At 53.2% G+C, this 17,839-nt stretch carries 14 protein-coding genes; 13 read left to right on the top strand and 1 reads right to left on the bottom strand.

Translation table 11 applies throughout. The annotated features are described in order from the left end of the window. Nucleotides 1-90: 90 nt before the first annotated feature. The 13 genes from dnaK to BOW51_RS02540 all read left to right on the top strand — a co-directional run bounded on the left by dnaK (nt 91) and on the right by BOW51_RS02540 (nt 17,610). Nucleotides 91-2,022: a molecular chaperone DnaK gene (gene dnaK, locus BOW51_RS02600; protein WP_078476303.1), complete on the top strand. Its 1,932-nt coding sequence runs from the start codon at nt 91-93 to the stop codon at nt 2,020-2,022. Between the two features lie 161 nt (nt 2,023-2,183). After that, nucleotides 2,184-3,329, top strand: coding sequence for a molecular chaperone DnaJ (dnaJ, locus tag BOW51_RS02595; protein WP_078476302.1), 1,146 nt, complete (start codon nt 2,184-2,186; stop codon nt 3,327-3,329). Between the two features lie 95 nt (nt 3,330-3,424). Further along, nucleotides 3,425-4,225, top strand: coding sequence for a 4-hydroxy-tetrahydrodipicolinate reductase (gene dapB / locus BOW51_RS02590; protein ID WP_078476301.1), 801 nt, complete (start codon nt 3,425-3,427; stop codon nt 4,223-4,225). Nucleotides 4,226-4,592: 367 nt separating this feature from the next. Next, nucleotides 4,593-5,171 carry an extracellular solute-binding protein gene (locus BOW51_RS02585; RefSeq protein ID WP_167367222.1) on the top strand — a complete coding sequence of 193 codons (579 nt, stop codon included), beginning with the start codon at nt 4,593-4,595 and terminating at the stop codon, nt 5,169-5,171. Nucleotides 5,172-5,174: 3 nt separating this feature from the next. Continuing rightward, nucleotides 5,175-7,280 (top strand): ATP-binding protein, encoded by a 2,106-nt coding sequence (locus BOW51_RS02580; protein ID WP_078476299.1) that lies wholly within the window; start codon nt 5,175-5,177, stop codon nt 7,278-7,280. Between the two features lie 11 nt (nt 7,281-7,291). After that, a complete protein-coding gene (gene msrP, locus BOW51_RS02575; protein ID WP_078476298.1) occupies nt 7,292-8,254 on the top strand; it encodes a protein-methionine-sulfoxide reductase catalytic subunit MsrP in 963 nt (320 codons plus the stop codon). Nucleotides 8,255-8,258: 4 nt separating this feature from the next. Next, nucleotides 8,259-8,858 (top strand): protein-methionine-sulfoxide reductase heme-binding subunit MsrQ, encoded by a 600-nt coding sequence (gene msrQ / locus BOW51_RS02570; protein WP_245828394.1) that lies wholly within the window; start codon nt 8,259-8,261, stop codon nt 8,856-8,858. A gap of 148 nt (nt 8,859-9,006) precedes the next feature. Continuing rightward, on the top strand, nt 9,007-10,785 hold the full coding sequence (soxB, locus tag BOW51_RS02565) for a thiosulfohydrolase SoxB (protein WP_078476296.1): 1,779 nt from the start codon (nt 9,007-9,009) through the stop codon (nt 10,783-10,785). Between the two features lie 162 nt (nt 10,786-10,947). Further along, on the top strand, nt 10,948-12,147 hold the full coding sequence (gene alaC / locus BOW51_RS02560; RefSeq protein WP_078476295.1) for an alanine transaminase: 1,200 nt from the start codon (nt 10,948-10,950) through the stop codon (nt 12,145-12,147). Next, nucleotides 12,147-13,454, top strand: a complete 1,308-nt coding sequence (locus tag BOW51_RS02555) for a homoserine dehydrogenase (protein ID WP_078476294.1) — start codon at nt 12,147-12,149, stop codon at nt 13,452-13,454. The genes alaC and BOW51_RS02555 overlap by 1 nt, the downstream gene beginning before the upstream one ends. 24 nt (nt 13,455-13,478) lie before the next feature. Further along, nucleotides 13,479-14,480 (top strand): hypothetical protein, encoded by a 1,002-nt coding sequence (locus tag BOW51_RS02550; RefSeq protein WP_078476293.1) that lies wholly within the window; start codon nt 13,479-13,481, stop codon nt 14,478-14,480. A gap of 5 nt (nt 14,481-14,485) precedes the next feature. Then, on the top strand, nt 14,486-16,945 hold the full coding sequence (gene mrcB / locus BOW51_RS02545; RefSeq protein ID WP_078476292.1) for a penicillin-binding protein 1B: 2,460 nt from the start codon (nt 14,486-14,488) through the stop codon (nt 16,943-16,945). Further along, nucleotides 16,942-17,610, top strand: coding sequence for a hypothetical protein (locus BOW51_RS02540; RefSeq protein WP_078476291.1), 669 nt, complete (start codon nt 16,942-16,944; stop codon nt 17,608-17,610). Before mrcB ends, BOW51_RS02540 begins: the two co-directional genes overlap by 4 nt. 60 nt (nt 17,611-17,670) lie before the next feature. On the opposite strand, the gene BOW51_RS11890 is transcribed toward BOW51_RS02540, so the two are convergent. Then, a complete protein-coding gene (locus tag BOW51_RS11890; protein ID WP_370738146.1) occupies nt 17,671-17,835 on the bottom strand; it encodes a histidine phosphatase family protein in 165 nt (54 codons plus the stop codon). Nucleotides 17,836-17,839: the final 4 nt, after the last annotated feature.

The raw sequence follows: 17,839 nt of genomic DNA, 5'->3' as shown, positions 1-17,839 counted from the left end.
TTTAGCTTGAAAACAGGCCTGAAGACCCAATTTTGGGTGTTAGATAAAGAATTTTAGATATTGAACAAGTTTTCTGGAGAGTATTGAATTATGGGTAAGATTATCGGTATCGACCTCGGCACCACGAACTCCTGCGTAGCAGTAATGGAAGATGGTGAGCCGAAAGTGATTGAAAATTCCGAGGGTGATCGCACAACTCCCTCGATTATCGCCTACACCAAGGAGAACGAGGTACTGGTAGGCCAGTCGGCCAAGCGCCAGGCGGTCACCAATCCTCAGAACACGCTGTTCGCAATCAAGCGCCTGATCGGCCGTCGTTTTGAAGATGACGTGGTCAAGCGTGACCAGGACATCGTGCCTTACAAGATCGTCAAGGCTGACAATGGTGACGCCTGGGTTGAGATCAATGGCGAGAAAATGGCGCCACCCGAGATCTCGGCGAAGATTCTGCAGAAGATGAAAAAGACTGCAGAAGACTATCTTGGCGAAGCTGTTACCGAGGCGGTCATCACTGTACCTGCCTACTTCAACGACTCACAGCGCCAGGCAACCAAGGACGCAGGCAGAATCGCCGGTCTTGATGTCAAGCGCATCATTAACGAGCCGACCGCAGCTGCACTTGCCTACGGTATGGACAAGAAGGCCGGCGATCGCAAGATCGTAGTTTATGACCTCGGCGGCGGTACTTTCGACGTTTCCATTATCGAGATTGCCGAGATCGACGGCGAGCACCAGTTCGAAGTGTTGTCGACCAACGGCGACACCTTCCTCGGTGGTGAGGATTTCGACATGCTGATCATTGACTACATCGTCAATGAATTCCAGAAGGAGCAGGGCGTTGACCTGCGCAACGATCCGCTCGCACTGCAGCGTCTCAAGGAAGCAGCAGAGAAAGCCAAGATCGAGCTCTCTTCAAGCCAGCAGACAGATATTAACCTGCCGTATGTCACGGCAGATGCATCAGGCCCCAAGCACCTGGCGCTGAAACTGACTCGTGCCAAGCTCGAATCACTTGTAGAGACACTGGTCAAACGCACACTTGAGCCATGCAAAATTGCGATGAGCGATGCCGGTCTTTCAAATGGCGATCTTGATGACGTCATTCTCGTTGGTGGCCAGACGCGTATGCCACTGGTTCAGTCAACTGTTGAAGAGTTCTTCGGCAAGGCGCCGCGCAAGGACGTCAACCCTGATGAGGCAGTTGCAGTTGGTGCCGCGGTTCAGGGCGGTGTACTCGGTGGTGATGTTAAAGACATCCTGCTGCTCGACGTAACTCCACTGTCGCTCGGTATCGAGACTCTCGGTGGCGTCATGACCAAGCTGATCGACAAGAACACCACTATCCCGACCAAGGCGGAGCAGGTCTTCTCTACTGCGGAAGATAACCAGACCGCGGTAACAGTCCACGTCCTCCAGGGTGAGCGTGAGCAGGCAGGCGCAAACAAGTCTCTGGGTCGATTTGACCTCGGTGATATTCCGCCAGCACCACGCGGTGTGCCTCAGGTCGAGGTGACTTTCGATATCGACTCGAACGGTATCCTGCATGTCTCCGCCAAAGACAAGGCGAGTGGCAAGGAGACATCGATCCGCATTACTGCATCTAGTGGCCTGTCGGATGATGAGATCGATCGCATGGTACAGGATGCCGAGGCGCATTCTGAAGAGGACAAAAAGTTCCATGAGCTGGTTGCAGCACGTAACACGGCTGACACCATGATCCATGCGACCAAGAAGAGCATGGAAGAGCTTGGTGACAAGCTCGATGCAGCAGAGCGTGGCAATATCGAGGCTGCTCTCAGTGACCTTGAAGGTGTCATGGACAAGGATGACAAGGATCTCATCGAGACCAAAACCAAGGCGCTTACCGATGCATCTGCAAAGATGGCAGAGAAACTTTATGCCGAGCAGGGTGCTGCCGGTGCGGAAGGTGCAGGTGAACAGGCCGGCGGTGAACAGGCGGCTGACGACGATGTTGTCGATGCCGAGTTCGAAGAGGTCAATGACGACGACAAAAAAGCGTAACTAACGCACAGGTATGGCGGGAAATTATCCCGTCATGCCAGACAAAATAAGTATAGGCCGGGGGCGGGTGGATTCACACGCCCCTTTGGCCGTATAAAAGATATAGCGAAGCCGTTAAGTAGCGGGTTCGCATAACAACGGAATAACAACCGGGACCAAGCATGTCGAAGAGCGATTATTACGAAGTACTGGGTGTTGAACGCAACGCCAGCGATGCCGATATCAAGAAGGCATATCGTCGTCTGGCGATGAAGTTCCATCCCGACCGTGCCGGTGATGATGCGCAGGCCGAGACCAAGTTCAAGGAGGTCAAGGAGGCCTACGAGGTACTTTCCGATCAGCAGAAGCGTGCTGCTTATGACCAGTTTGGTCATTCCGGCGTCGACCAGTCCATGGGCGGCGGCTTTGGCGGTGGTGGCGGTTTCGAGGGTGGTAATTTCAGCGACATCTTTGGCGACGTGTTCGGCGATATCTTCGGCGGTGGCCGTGGTGGCGGGCAGCGTGCCAATCGTGGTGCTGACCTGCGCTATGGACTGCAGATCTCGCTTGAAGATGCAGTCAACGGTACCGAGGTCAAGATTCGTGTGCCAACCTGGGTAACCTGTGACACATGTCACGGCAGCGGTGCCAAAGATGGCTCGAGCCCCAAGACGTGCGGAACCTGTCACGGACAGGGACAAGTGCGTATGCAGCAGGGTTTCTTCTCCGTACAGCAGGCCTGTCCTGCATGTCACGGCAGTGGTACTGTCATTGACAACCCCTGTGGCGATTGTCGCGGCCAGGGGCGTGTACAGGAGCAGAAGACGCTCTCGGTCAAGGTGCCCGCAGGTGTCGATAACGGTGATCGTATTCGTCTTTCAGGTGAGGGTGAGGCCGGTGAGCATGGCGCTCCAGCCGGTGACCTCTATGTCGAGGTGCAGGTCAAGGAACATCCAATCTTCCAGCGTGACGGTGCGCACCTTTACTGTGAGATGCCGATCAGCTTTGCGCGTGCAGGGCTTGGCGGCGAGATGGAAGTGCCGACTCTCGGCGGCAAGGTGAAACTGAAAATTCCTGCCGGCACCCAGACCGGTAAAATGTTCCGTGTACGTGGCAAGGGCGTCAAGCCTGTTCGCGGGGGCGCACAGGGTGACCTCATCTGTCGCGTGCTGGTAGAGACCCCGGTCAACCTGACATCACGCCAGAAAGAGTTGCTCAAGGAGTTCGACGAGAGCATGTCGGAAAGCGGTTCGAAGCACAGTCCGCAATCGCACTCGTGGCTGGACGGGGTGAAGAAATTTTTCTCCGAGATGGGGCAAGGCAGTTAATTGGGGTCAGAGTAAAAACTCCCCGGACGGTTGTAAATTAAATAATGGTGTGAGAGTTTTTACTCTGACCCAAATAGGAAACAGAGGCTGACACAATGACAAGAATCGCAGTCGTGGGCGCTGCAGGGCGCATGGGTAAAACCCTGATCGAGGCAGTCGTTAACCATTCCGGTTTGACACTGGGGGCTGCAACAGAACGTGCCGGAAGCACACTGGTCGGTGCAGATGCCGGTGAACTTGCAGGGGTTGGTAATCTGGGCGTTGCCTTGGTCGATGATCTTGCCAGCGTGGTTGACGACTTTGATGTCGTTATCGATTTTACCCGTCCGGATGCAACGCTTGCGCATCTTGATGTCTGCGAAGCCAACAACAAGCGTCTTATCATTGGCACGACCGGTTTTGATGATGATGGTAAGGCGCGTATCGCCGAGGTTGCTTCAGCTGGCGGTATTGTCTTTGCACCGAACATGAGTGTCGGCGTCAATCTCTGCTTCAAGTTGCTCGATATGGCGGCGCGCGTCATGGGTGATGATGCTGATATAGAAATTGTCGAGGCACATCACAAGCACAAGGTTGATGCACCATCCGGTACCGCACTGGGTATGGGAGAGGTGGTAGCCAATGCACTCGGACGCGACCTCAAGGAGGTTGCAGTTTACGGACGTGAAGGCATCACGGGTGAACGTGATCCTAAAGCCATTGGTTTCGAAACCATTCGTGCCGGTGATGTGGTTGGTGAACACAGCGTCTGGTTTGCAACCGAGGGTGAACGTGTAGAAATTGTCCACAAGGCATCCAGTCGCATGACATTTGCCCGTGGTGCTGCTCGTGCTGCAGACTGGCTGATGCAACAGCCAGCCGGTCTCTATGATATGCAGGATGTACTAGGCCTGTAGAGGCTTTCTCGCTGCGTCACGTTTCTTCCTGTTCAGATCTATTGTCATGCCGGCCTTGAGCCGGCATTCCTTTATTCTTCAGCACTGACCTGCTGACTCCCTGATTTCTCCGCGTCACACGGCTCAGAACTCTATTTCACTAACCTTATTCATTAGTGACAAGTCCATTGTTGCACTATTCAAGTGCATGCTAGTATCTAATTCATAGTAACGAGTGCAAAAAAATAAAGTTGTGTTCTCAGAGGTGTGTATGATCAAGCCGTTTCCTCAACTCAAACCCCTCCTGTCCTTGTTGCTGGCAATCTCCTTCGCTTTAAGCGGGTGTGTCCAAACTAAAGATCCACTGATTGTCTATTCAGGAAAAGGCATGGATGAGATTGTGTGGCTTTATGAAAAACAACACGGCGTCAAGGTGTCACTCATCTATGCCGGTACCAATACCCTGCTGGGCACGATCCAGGAAACCAACGTAGGGGATATATTCCTTGCAGGCTCAAAGTCGTATATCAAGAAAGCCGGTGACTTGGTCGCAAACTCATACTATGTTGCCCAACATATACCCACCTTTACTGTCAGGAAAGATAACGAAAAGGGCCTGAAGAATTACACTGACCTGATTGAGGATGGTGTTCAGATCGCTATTGCCAACAAGGAGGATGAAAATTTTAGGAAGAACATTGCAATTATCGGCTCGACCGTCAATGAGTTACTAAGCCTTGTGGTTGACAGAGAGGTCGATGCTGCGTTGGTATGGACAGATATGATTACCTGGGAAGAGGCAGCAGAACTCACTGAAATAGCCATTACAGAGACAGTGAACAAGCTCAATGAGATCTGGATCGCCGAATTATCGACCAGCAAGCAGCCGCAAAAGGCCGAGGCATTTGCCAGGTTTGTTGCCACTGAAGGGAAGGCAATATTTTCACGACACGGATTTGGGGTTTAACAAATGCAGATCAGGCTGAAACTGCTTACCGGTTTTCTGCTTGTCTCCCTGCTGACTCTTGGGGTTAGCCTTGGAATCAGCCTGACTGTGCAACAAAAAGTTGCCGACATGATTAGCGAAGTTGGCGGAAGGGAGTTGCCTGGAGTAATAGCGCTATCTCGCATGGAAGCCGACCTCTACAGGGTGCTTTTCCTGCTTGAACGCTACGAATCTGATCAGAATATCTCGACCAGGCAGGAGATCGAAAAATCACTCGCACTGATGGGGTCTCATCAAACCAGCTATTCTCTCTATGATTCAGGAGAGGCGTTTACAACCTACGTTGCCGATTTCGTCAAGGAGTTTAGCCGTGTCACGGTCAAGTACCTGCTGCTCCTGCAGAGAGACGCCTCAGCAGATGAACTCACATCTACCCGAGACAGGATAAACGACCTGCTTGAAAGGTACAGGCAGCATATCATTCCGCACACTGAGGAGGCTGTCGCCGAAGCCTACGGGGAAATCAACCGGATTGATGAAATTAACCTCGATTCACGCAACGTTCTGCTGATTTCCGCCCTCGTCATAATGTTGCTCGTAATCTTTTTCAGTGCGTTCATTGCAACCATGTTTGCCAGGCCACTGGCATCAATGACAGTGGCAGCCAGAAAGATTGGGTCAGGTCAGCTGGATGTTGAAATCCCGGTTACTTCAAAAGATGAGATTGGTCAGTTGTCAGGCGCTTTTAACGAGATGACCAGTAATTTGCTGACTATGCGCAATAACCTGATCAACCTCAACCTGGATCTGGAAAATGAACTGGATGAAAATCAAGAGCTGACTAACGAACTGACTGAACATCGCAAAAATCTCGAGAAGCTGGTTGTTGAGCGTACAAAGGAAGTTGAGCATCAACGCGAGCTTGCTGTACAGGCAAATAACAGCAAGTCGGAATTCCTGGCCAGCATGAGTCACGAAATCCGTACGCCGATGAATGCCGTCATCGGCATGACAAACCTGGCCTTGAATACTGAACTGGATGAAACGCAAAGAAACTTCATCAGCAAGGCCCACATGTCGGCAGAGGCCCTGCTGCATATCCTGAATGACATTCTCGATTTTTCAAAGATTGAAGCCGGCAAGCTCGAGATGGAAAGCACGGACTTCAGTCTCAAAAAGGTTATCGACAATACCTGCAACATGATTCACGCCACTGCCGAAGAGCGAGGTGTTTCCCATTCAACCAAAATTGCCGCTGACGTTCCGGATGCATTGATCGGAGACCCGATGCGTCTTGGCCAGGTGCTACTGAACCTCATTAACAACGCGGTCAAATTTACCAGCGAGGGAGGCAAGGTAGAGGTAGATGTGTCGTTGCAGGCTGATAGTGACAGGGATTGCGTCATACGCTGTTCGGTCAGGGATAATGGAATTGGTATCTCGATGGAGCAACAGGAGAAACTGTTTCAGCCCTTTACCCAGGCAGATAGTTCGACGACACGAAAATATGGCGGTACAGGACTGGGCCTGGTTATTTGCAGCCAGATTGTCAAGGCGATGGATGGTGAATTACAGGTTAAGAGTGAACTTGGGAAAGGGAGCGGTTTTTACTTTACCGTACGCCTCGGCAAGCTGCAGCATATGCCGGCTGTCCCACAGCCGCGTGAAGACAATAGCGGAACTCTTGCCGAATGGAAAGAGCAGTTGAAGGGAGCGAGGGTGCTGCTGGTTGAAGACAACGAGGTTAACCAGGAGCTGGCAACAATGATCCTTACCATGAATGGCATAGATGTTGAGGTGGCTGACAATGGACAGGAAGCGCTGGATCAGCTGGAAAAGGAGTCCTTTGACGGCGTGTTAATGGATTGCCAGATGCCGGTGATGGATGGTTACGATGCGACTCGAACAATTCGAGCGCAGGAACGATTCAGGGACTTGCCTATCATTGCATGGACAGCAAATGCCATGAAAGGGGACAGGGAGAAAGCGCTGGCTTGCGGGATGAATGGTTTTATTACCAAGCCGATCAATCATGATGCCTTGTTTAGTACCATGGCCAGGTGGATAAAAAAGAAATCCTGGAAGAATAAACCGGTTTCCGGTGTCATACTGATATTGGCCCCAGCTTAACAGGATCAACCATGCTGATAAAAAAACCGGATAGCATCAAATCTTCAGAAATCACCAGTCATAGTGATTACTTGCGTCGCAGGGACTTCCTCAAGAAGGGGCTATACGCCTTTGCAGGCCTTGGCTTGTCAGGTATTGCTGAGGCGCTGGTCAAAGCGCCAGGCAAGAATCCCGCAATCGCAAATCTTGCCGATGCAGGTTTCAGTGTTGACGAGGACCTCACTCCCTACGATTTGGTCACCAGCTATAACAACTACTATGAGTTTGGTACCGGCAAGAGTGATCCTGTAGAAAATTCACAAGCTTTTGAATCCCGTCCCTGGCATGTGGTTGTTGAGGGAGAGTGCGAAGAACCCGGCGAGATTGATATCGAGGATATTCTAAGTGGCATCACGCAGGAGGAGCGTATCTATCGCCTGCGCTGTGTTGAGGCCTGGTCGATGGTGGTTCCCTGGGTCGGTTTCCCTCTTGCAACCTTGCTGAAACGCTTCAAGCCGACAGCCAGGGCGAAATACGTGGCATTTGAAACCCTGCATGACGCCGAACGCATGCCGGGTCAGAAACGTGCTGTGCTTGACTGGCCCTATCGCGAGGGGCTACGTATCGACGAGGCGATGCACCCACTGACAATTCTGGCAACCGGGCTCTATGGTGAGCTGCTGCCAAACCAGAGTGGTGCCCCGTTGCGTCTTGTGAGTCCGTGGAAATACGGCTTCAAGAGTATCAAGGGGATCGTGCGCATACGCTTTACCGAAGAACAGCCCCAGGCGACCTGGAATATGAATAATCCGCGTGAGTATGGCTTCTATTCCAATGTAAATCCGCGCGTTGAACACCCGCGCTGGAGCCAGAAGTATCACCGTGTCATTGGCGGTGGCATTTTCTCCAGCAAGGTCAAAACAGAGATGTTCAATGGTTATGCCGACGAGGTTGCCTCTCTCTATACAGGCATGGACCTGAGGAAGCATTTCTGATCCCGTGAGTAATCGAATGCGTACGGCAGCTATCAAGCTGCTGCTGTTCCTGCTCTGCCTGTTGCCCTTCCTGCACCTGTTATGGGATGCGTTCAATGGCAATCTTGGTGCAAACCCGGTCGAGGCGCTGACACATCGAAGCGGTGACTGGACGCTGCGCATGTTGCTGATTACGCTCGCAGTGACACCCTTACGTCGTACCACGGGTTTCAGCCTGCTGCGTCACAGGCGCATGCTCGGACTGTTCAGTTTTTTCTATGCAACTGTTCACTTGACCATCTATGTGTGGATCGACCAGGTCTTTCTATGGGACGAGATTGTCGCGGATATCATCAAGCGCCCCTACATCACGGTCGGTTTCACGGCCCTGATGATCCTGCTGCCGCTGGCGGTGACCTCAACGCGTGGTATGCAGCGCCGCCTTGGCAAGCGCTGGAAAAGCCTGCACAAGGGCGCCTACATCGCCGCTGCACTTGCCTGTCTTCATTTTCTGTGGCTGACGCGCGCCGATACATTGGAGCCCTATATTTATATCGCAGTTTCCACTGTTTTGATGCTGCTGCGTTTGAAAAGAGAACAAATTCTGGGGTTTTTCAGGCGCTGAGCTGCTGGCATAATGGTCAACTTATGACAATGCCCGTGATAGAACAGCTTGAGTTATCGCACTTTTCAAGTATATTGCTGACAGTTGGATTCCAAATATAAAAGCAGCACCTTGCTGCAACAAAAGACTGGTTGGAGGAGAATACCCCATGTCAATTTCACGCCGTGAATTTATCCGCCTGATGGGACTTGCCGGAGCTGCTGGTATGATGCCGAGCTCTGTTTTTGCAGCTGCGCGTCAGCCGTCCGATCTATATGAAGTGCCGAAGTTTGGCAACGTAACCCTGATGCATATGACCGACTGTCATGCGCAGCTCAACCCGATCTATTTCCGCGAGCCGAATGTCAATCTCGGCCTGGGTCCTGCTTATGGCAAGGCACCACACCTGGTGGGAAATTCACTTCTCAAACATTTTAACCTTGAGCCCGGCAGTATCGAAGCGCATGCCTTCACTTATCTCGGTTATGATGAGGCGGCACATAATTTTGGCATGGTTGGCGGTTTTGCCCATCTCAAAACGCTGGTCAATAATATCCGCGACTCTCGTGGCCCGGGTAATAGCCTGCTGCTTGATGGTGGTGATACCTGGCAGGGTTCAGGCACCGCTTACTATACGCGCGGCAAGGACATGGTCGGCGCCTGTAACCTGCTTGGCGTTGATGTCATGACAGGTCACTGGGAATTCACCTATCTCGATGAAGAGGTTATTTCCAACGTCAACGACTTCAAAGGTGACTTTGTTGCACAGAACGTTGCAGTCACCGATGACGCGCTATTTGATTACAAGTTTGCTGATTTTGAGGGTTTTGATGAAGATGAAGGCACTGCCTTCAAGCCATACACCATCAAGAATGTCGGCGGCGCCCGTGTTGCCGTTATCGGTCAGGCGTTCCCCTATACACCAATCGCCAACCCGTCGCGCTTTATCCCGGACTGGACTTTCGGCATTCAGGATGAGCATATGCAGGCGGTTGTCGACAGCGTGCGTGAAAACGAGAAACCCGACGTGGTTGTCGTAATCTCGCACAACGGCATGGATGTTGACCTCAAGATGGCGTCACGCGTCACAGGTATTGATGCAATCTTCGGTGGCCACACCCATGACGGTGTGCCTGCTGCAGTTCCGATCAAGAATGCCGGTGGCAAGACCCTGGTTACAAACGCCGGTTCAAACGGCAAGTTCCTCGGCGTGATGGATTTCGATGTCAGACATGGCAAGGTGCAGGATTTCCGTTATCGTCTGTTGCCGGTCTTCTCCAACATGCTCGAAGCAAACGCCGAGATGCAAAAGTATATCGACGATGTTCGTGCCCCCTACAAGAAGGAACTCGAAGAGGAGCTCGCAACAGCAGAAGAGACGCTATATCGCCGCGGCAACTTCAACGGCACCTTCGACCAGGTCATTTGTGATGCGTTGACCACGGTTAAGGATGCGCAGATTTCCCTGTCTCCTGGTTTCCGCTGGGGCACCACGGTACTGCCAGGTCAGAAGATCACCATGGACAACGTCATGGACCAGACCTGTATCACCTATCCTGAAACCTATCGTCGCGAGATGAGTGGTGAAGAGCTCAAGCTGATTCTTGAGGATGTGTGCGACAACCTCTTCAACGAGGATGCCTACTACCAGCAGGGTGGTGACATGGTGCGTCTGGGTGGCATGGATTATGTCTGTGATCCGACCGCCGGAATGGGTGAGCGTATCCAGGATATGACGCTGGATGACGGAACCAAGATCGAGGCAGCCAAGAAGTACATGGTCGCCGGTTGGGCAACGGTTGGTTCACAATCGCCTGATGCGCCGATCTGGGAGGTCGTGGCCGAGTACCTGAGAGATCAGAAAACCGTCAAGATCGACAAGCTCAATACGCCGAAACTGGTCAACGTCAAGGGCAATCCCGGTATCGAGGAATATGTTCATGGCTGATTGAGTTCATGATGGGCAATGCCACAAGCTTAGCCTATCTGCTGAATCATTGATAAAAACCGCCCTGAGGGGCGGTTTTTATTGCAGTTTTCGCACCAGTCGGGTAATTTTAGTCCCCTTTCATACTCTCTTTGTCCGAGGTCGTCAGTGTCAACTCCAGAAATGGAAGATTTCCGCCGCATCAAGCGTTTGCCACCCTATGTTTTTGCTATCGTCAATGACCTGAAGATGGCGGCGCGCGCGCGCGGCGAAGATATTATCGACTTCGGTATGGGAAATCCTGATCAGCCCACACCACAACATATTGTCGATAAGCTGACCGAGGCCGCCAATCGCAAGGATACACATCGCTATTCCCAGTCAAAGGGAATTCCGCGCCTGCGCCGTGCGATGTGTAACTGGTACAAGGATCGCTATGACGTTGATCTGGATCCGGAAAGTGAGGCGATAGTAACCATCGGCTCCAAAGAGGGGCTCGCACACCTGGCGCTGGCTTGTCTCGGCCCGGGTGACACCGTGCTTGTGCCCAATCCGGCTTACCCGATTCACCCCTGGGGTTTTGTCATTGCCGGTGCCGATGTGCGCCATGTACCGATCAACTCGGATGTCGGCTTTTTCGAGGAGCTTGAGAAGGCGATTCGTGAATCCTGGCCGAAGCCCAAGATGCTGGTGCTCAACTTCCCGGCCAATCCGACTGGTCACTGTGTCGATCTCGAATTTTTTGAGAAAGTCGTTGCCATCGCCAAGGAAGAGAATATCTGGGTTGTTCAGGATCTCGCTTATGCCGACATCGTCTATGACGGCTACCAGGCGCCCTCCATCCTGCAGGTGCCGGGTGCGAAGGATATCGCGGTCGAGGCCTTCTCGCTCTCAAAAAGCTATAACATGCCCGGCTGGCGTGTTGGTTTCCTGTGTGGCAACAAGACCCTGATCGGTGCGCTTGCGCGGATCAAATCCTACCTCGACTACGGCACCTTCACGCCGATCCAGGTCGCTGCGATTGCTGCCCTTGAAGGACCGCAGGAGTGTGTTTCGGAGATTCGAGACATGTACCAGAGTCGTCGCGATGTGCTGTGTGACGGACTCAGTGCGATTGGCTGGGAAATAGAAAAACCCAAGGCGACCATGTTTGTGTGGGCGCCCATACCTGAAGCGTACAAGGAGTACGACTCTTTGGAGTTTGCCAAGAAACTGGTTGCCGATGCGAAAGTGGCCGTATCACCCGGTATCGGATTCGGTGCCGATGGCGAAGGTTATGTGCGTTTTGGTCTGATTGAAAATGAACACCGGACTCGCCAGGCGGTCCGGGGTATTCGCGACATGTTCCGTCGTGATGGTGTATTAAAAGAAGGAGATAAATAGTGAATCCGGTCAATGTTGGCCTGCTGGGTCTTGGTACTGTCGGTGGGGGCACACTCAATGTGCTGGTACGTAATGCCGAGGAGATTTCGCGTCGTCTTGGACGTGAAATAAAGGTGGTTGCAGCTGCAGCCAGGGAGTATGACCCGCAAGGCCTTGATGGAATCGACCAGGTGAGGGTGTCGAATGATGCCGCTGATGTCATCAGTGACCCTGATCTTCATATTGTCGTCGAACTGATTGGCGGATACTCGCCGGCACGCGAGTTTGTTCTCGAGGCGATGGCTAACGGCAAGCATGTTGTTACTGCCAACAAGGCGCTGATTGCCATGCATGGCGAAGAGCTGTTTGCGGCAGCAAGAGAGGCCGGTGTTACGCTCGCCTACGAGGCGGCTGTTGCAGGTGGTATTCCGATTCTCAAGGCGATTCGTGAGGGCCTTGCAGCCAACAGGATCGAGTGGGTTGCCGGAATCATCAACGGTACCGGAAACTTCATTCTCACCGAGATGCGTGACAAGGGCAGGGACTTTGCCGATGTGCTCAAAGAGGCGCAGGCACTCGGCTACGCGGAAGCTGATCCGACATTTGATGTCGAGGGAATCGATGCCGCGCACAAGCTGGCAATACTCGCCTCCCTGTCATTCGGTATGCCACTGCATTTCGAAAAAACCTATACAGAAGGGATCACAAAGATTGAGCCCCTGGATGTGACTTATGCATCTGAGCTGGGTTACAACATCAAGCATCTCGGTATCGCCCGTCACACCGACGAGGGCGTTGAGCTGCGTGTGCATCCGACGCTGGTCCCCGAGGGGCGTTTGATTGCAAATGTCGATGGCGTTATGAACGCTGTGCTGGTTAAGGGTGACATGGTTGGACCGACGCTCTACTACGGTGCCGGTGCCGGTTCCTTGCCTACAGCTTCTGCCGTGGTTGCAGATATCATCGATGTCGCACGTTCCATCGATCATATTGATAGCGTTGTTCCATGCCAGGGTTACCAGGATGGCAAGATCGAGGATCTGCCGGTACTACCGATTGAAGAGATAACAACATCTTTCTACCTGCGTATGTATGCACGTGATATCGCCGGTGTCATGGCCGAAGTCTCCAGCTTGCTGGCAGAAGCCGGTATCAGCATTGAAGCGATGCACCAGTACGAGTCTCATACCGAGGATGGCTGCGTACCACTGGTGATGCTGACGCACAGGGTCAAAGAGCGGGTGATGAATGAAACCATCGCCCGTATCGAGGCACTCGAGACCATCAAAGGTGAAGTCGCACGTATCCGCATGGAACATCTCGATTAACAGAGCTGACAAAGCTGACAGAGTATGACGCCCGCTAGCAACAGCGTCGATTTCGCTCGCTCTGTTTATTGTCTTCTGCCTTCCCTGTTTGATGTTGAGGCGATATCCGCCTGTTCCGCTCAGACACCTAACCTGGACCAGTTGGCGCGCTGTTGCCGCCGGCTGGAGTCCCCGCCACTGAGCATTGGACAGGTGCTGCAGCAGGCACTGGGTTTTGATCAGCAAAATGACTTTCCGGCAGGAGCGTTACGCTATGCAGGGCTCGGCGGTGATCCTGGTCGTGCGGTGTGGGCACAGCTACAGCCGGTTCACTTCCGTCCTGACAGGGACCGTCTGCTGGTTTTTCCGCTGGAAGGTGCATCTGCAGTGCCGCCGCAAGGATTGCTTGATCGCCTCAATAGCCATTTTGCAGAGGAGGGGTGTCATTTTTTCTCTCTCAATGGTGAGTGGTTCGTGCGTTTTGATTCTCCGCTTTCCGCTGTTACTTCCAGTCTCTCCGAGGCCCGGCGCAAGGGTGTAGAGGAGGCGATGCCGCATGGCGCGGATGCCAGGTTGTTGAAACGTCTGCTCACCGAAATGCAGATGCTGCTGGCGCAAATGGTACTTCCCGGGCAGCAGGCGCTGTTTAATGGCTTCTGGATTTCCGGTCTCGGTTCACTTGTGTCAATTGATGCTCTTCGCAATCATTTGCAGCTGGTTGGTGATTCGCCACTGCTGGACGGTTTGCGACAGCTGATGGGGCAGGCGCCGATTTCCATGCAGGAGATTGAATTGTCGCGGCCCACTGTTGTCTTTACTGAGAGCCCTGCTGAAACTGCCATTGCGGAAGCTGAAGCCCTCTTCGGGCATCTGCTTGCGGGACTGCCGGGAGGTAAAGTCCGCAAGCTTGTTATCGCAGATGAGTCAGGGCATTCACTGGTATACAAGCGCCCGCTTGTGTACCCTTTCTGGCGTAAGGGCGGATGGCGTAGCCTGCTTGAGGCTGAAATTGCAGCCGGGCTGCTGAATGAACAGGATATGATGTAACCGAGATGGCAAAAAAAGTTAGAAAACGTACCGTAACGAAACGAAAGAAGCGTCGCAGCAGAAAGAAGCGTGGCGCCTTTTTTGGTGCGCTTTTCAAGCTGGTGTTCTCTCTCGGCCTTGTTGGTGTACTTCTGCTTGCCGGCTACATGGCGTATCTCTACCCGACTGTTACCGGTCACTTCGAGGGGCAGCGTTGGCGAGTGCCTGCACGTGTCTATTCACGATCGCTGGAACTCTACGTTGGCGCACCGGTTACCAGGCAGCAACTGACTGCCAAGTTGGCGCGACTCGGTTATCGTAAGGTCGACAATCCCAGGCACACAGGCGAATGGGCAATCAATGGTGATCGCTTGCTGGTGCGTAGCCGTGGTTTCCGCTTCTGGGACGGGGATGAACCGGAACAATACCTGGATGTGCATTTTGGATCGACAGGAGTCTCCAGGCTAAAGGAGAAAACCAGCGGCAAGGACTTGGCGATCGTACGTCTTGAACCGATGGAGATCGGTAGTATCTACCCATCCCACAGCGAAGATCGAGTCATCCTGTCGAGTGGTGAGATTCCCAAGCTGCTCTCCGGCACTTTGCTGGCAGTTGAGGACAAGCGCTTCTACCAGCATCACGGGGTTGACCCGATCGGTCTCACCCGTGCAGTTGTACAAACACTCATGGGCAACCGGCAGGGCGGCAGTACCATTACCCAGCAGCTGATCAAGAACATGTACCTGACGCCGCGGCGTGACATGAAGCGCAAGTTCAAGGAAGCAGTGATGGCGTTGATCCTTGATGCAAAGTTCGAAAAAGAGGATATCCTCACTGCTTACGTCAACGAAATCTACCTTGGTCAGGACGGCAACCGCGGTATTCATGGATTTGGCCTGGCGAGTTATTTCTATTTTGGTGCACCTGTTTCTGAACTGGATCTGCCGAGGACAGCACTGCTTGTCGGTATGCTCAAGGGGCCTTCGCAGTACAACCCGCGGCGTAATCCCAAGGCAGCAACAAAGCGCCGTAACGTGGTGCTTTCGGTGTTGCTTGATGCCGGATTGATTAGCGAGAGCCAGTACCGCTCAGCAGCTGCAGCGCCGCTCGGTATTACTGCTGCCAAGGGCGGCGGTGACAGTGGTCGCTATCCTGCATTCATGGATCTAGTGCGCCGCCAGCTACGCCGTGATTACCAGCCCGAGGACCTCAATTCAGATGGCCTGCGCATCTTTACCACTTTCGACCCATGGGTGCAGCAGCAAGTTGAATCTGCAACAGACAAGCGTCTGCAGGGATTGGAGAAACAGAAAAAGCTGCCCAAGGGCAAGCTGCAGTCAGCGACTGTTGTCGTCACTCCGCAGGATGGTGAGGTACTGGCTATATCCGGTGACAGGCAGCCAGCTTACGCAGGCTTCAACCGCGCCCTGGATGCAACCAGGCCGATTGGTTCCCTGGTAAAACCTGCGGTCTACCTGACAGCTCTGGAGAAACCACAACTTTTCTCGCTGGTGACGCGTCTGAGTGATACCAGGCTCACTCTCGAACAGAATGGCAAGTTGTGGGAGCCGGATAATTACGACAAGGAGGAGCATGGTGCTGTAGCACTTGAGACTGCTCTGGCAAAGTCCTACAACCTGGCGACTGTGCATCTTGGACTTGAACTTGGCCTGGATCGCGTTATCGACAAGCTGCATTCCCTCGGTGTCAGTCAGAAGTTGAATCCGTTTCCGTCACTGCTGCTGGGTGCGGTGGAGTTAACGCCCCTGGAAGTGGCGCAGATGTACCAATCGATCGCATCAGGAGGTTTCCGCTCACCACTGAGAGCAATTCGCGATGTGCTCGATCAGCATGGGAATCCGGTGCAGCGATACCCGTTGACCGTGAATCGTGCCAGCCAGCCGGGCCCTGTCTACTTGCTGACAACCGCGATGCAGAAGGTGGTCAGCGAAGGTACCTCGCGCTATCTCAACAGTGTTATGCCTGCACACCTGAACCTGGCCGGTAAAACAGGGACAACAGACAACCTGCGCGATAGCTGGTTTGCCGGTTTCTCTTCCGATTACGTGACAGTCGTTTGGGTCGGCCGTGATGACAATGCACCGGCTGGCCTGACAGGAGCGAGCGGAGCCTTGCGGGTATGGGGCGACATTATGAAACCGCTCAACCCGAGACCGCTGGAACTTCATCCACCGGAAACGATCGAAATGGTAACTGTCGACAAGGAGACGGGTCTGCTCGTCAATAACGATTGCTACGAGGTGGAAACCAGGCCATTCCTGCGTGGATATGCCCCAATGGAGCTGGCGCCATGCGCCGGGGGTTCGATCGATGGACTATTCGACTTTTTGAACGGTGGCAGCAAAGGCGTTCTCGATAAAAATGGACATCCCGATTTCGAATCGTGGGATAATAGACAGTCTGAACGGCCATCGCGAAAGTCCGGCGATAGCCTTGGTGATTTTCTCAGGAGTATTTTTGATTGAATAAGATGATGCGAAACAGTTTTCAGTCCCTGCTTGTTGCACTCATGCTGGGTGCATTCCTGGGCGGCTGTTCATCCTACAAGCCGCGCACCGAACCCAACGCACCCGTCTATGAGCGGGGTTCGCGAGTCTCTTCGGCATGGGGAGGACTGGCGCCTGGAGAGACTGCCGGTGTCGATTCACCGGACCTGGCAACTGCGGACCAGTATTATGAACCAGATGTAAGCAGGCCCGTACCGGCAACAGCACCGACCCAGTCACCTGCAGCTGAGACCATTGCATACGCGGATAACACGGCTTACCAGCCCCGCCCGGTGACTCCGGTTCCTGCTGCTACCTCTGCCACCTCAATGAGTGCCGCGACCAAATCATTGCTTTCCAAAGCTGACAGAGAGCAGGCCAGTGGCAACCTGACCGGTGCATCCTCAACACTGGAGAGAGCACTGCGTATCGAAAATCATCCGTTGCTGTGGAATCGTCTTGCAAATATTCGTCTGCAGCAGAAACGTTATTCGCTCGCCAGTGATCTTGCTTCCAAGTCAAATGCATTGGCTTCCGGCGATTACGCCCTGAAGCGCAACAATTACGAGGTGATTGCGCAGGCCAAGGAAGCAATGGGTGATGCGGCGGGTGCAGCAAACGCACGTGCCAAGACAGGAAATTAATCAACTCTTGCATTGGTTCGCACGATTGTGCAGGAGGGCATCTCCTGCCGCGATTGAAACCTATCCGGCTATTCCGTTGAGTTTTTCGAGCAATGCCCCCTGTTTTGCCAGGCGTAGTCGACTGATACCGCCATTGGTTATCGTCAACCTGTACATGCAGTCCGCTGGGGCAGCGACAGCATAAGTGATCATGGCGCGTATGACGCCGGCATGGGCAACAACCAGTAGC

The sequence above is a fragment of the Solemya elarraichensis gill symbiont genome (genome assembly GCF_002021095.1).
GTDB lineage: Bacteria > Pseudomonadota > Gammaproteobacteria > Chromatiales > Chromatiaceae.
Note: the sequence above shows the minus strand (reverse complement) of the source record. Positions and strands in the feature narration are given on the sequence as shown.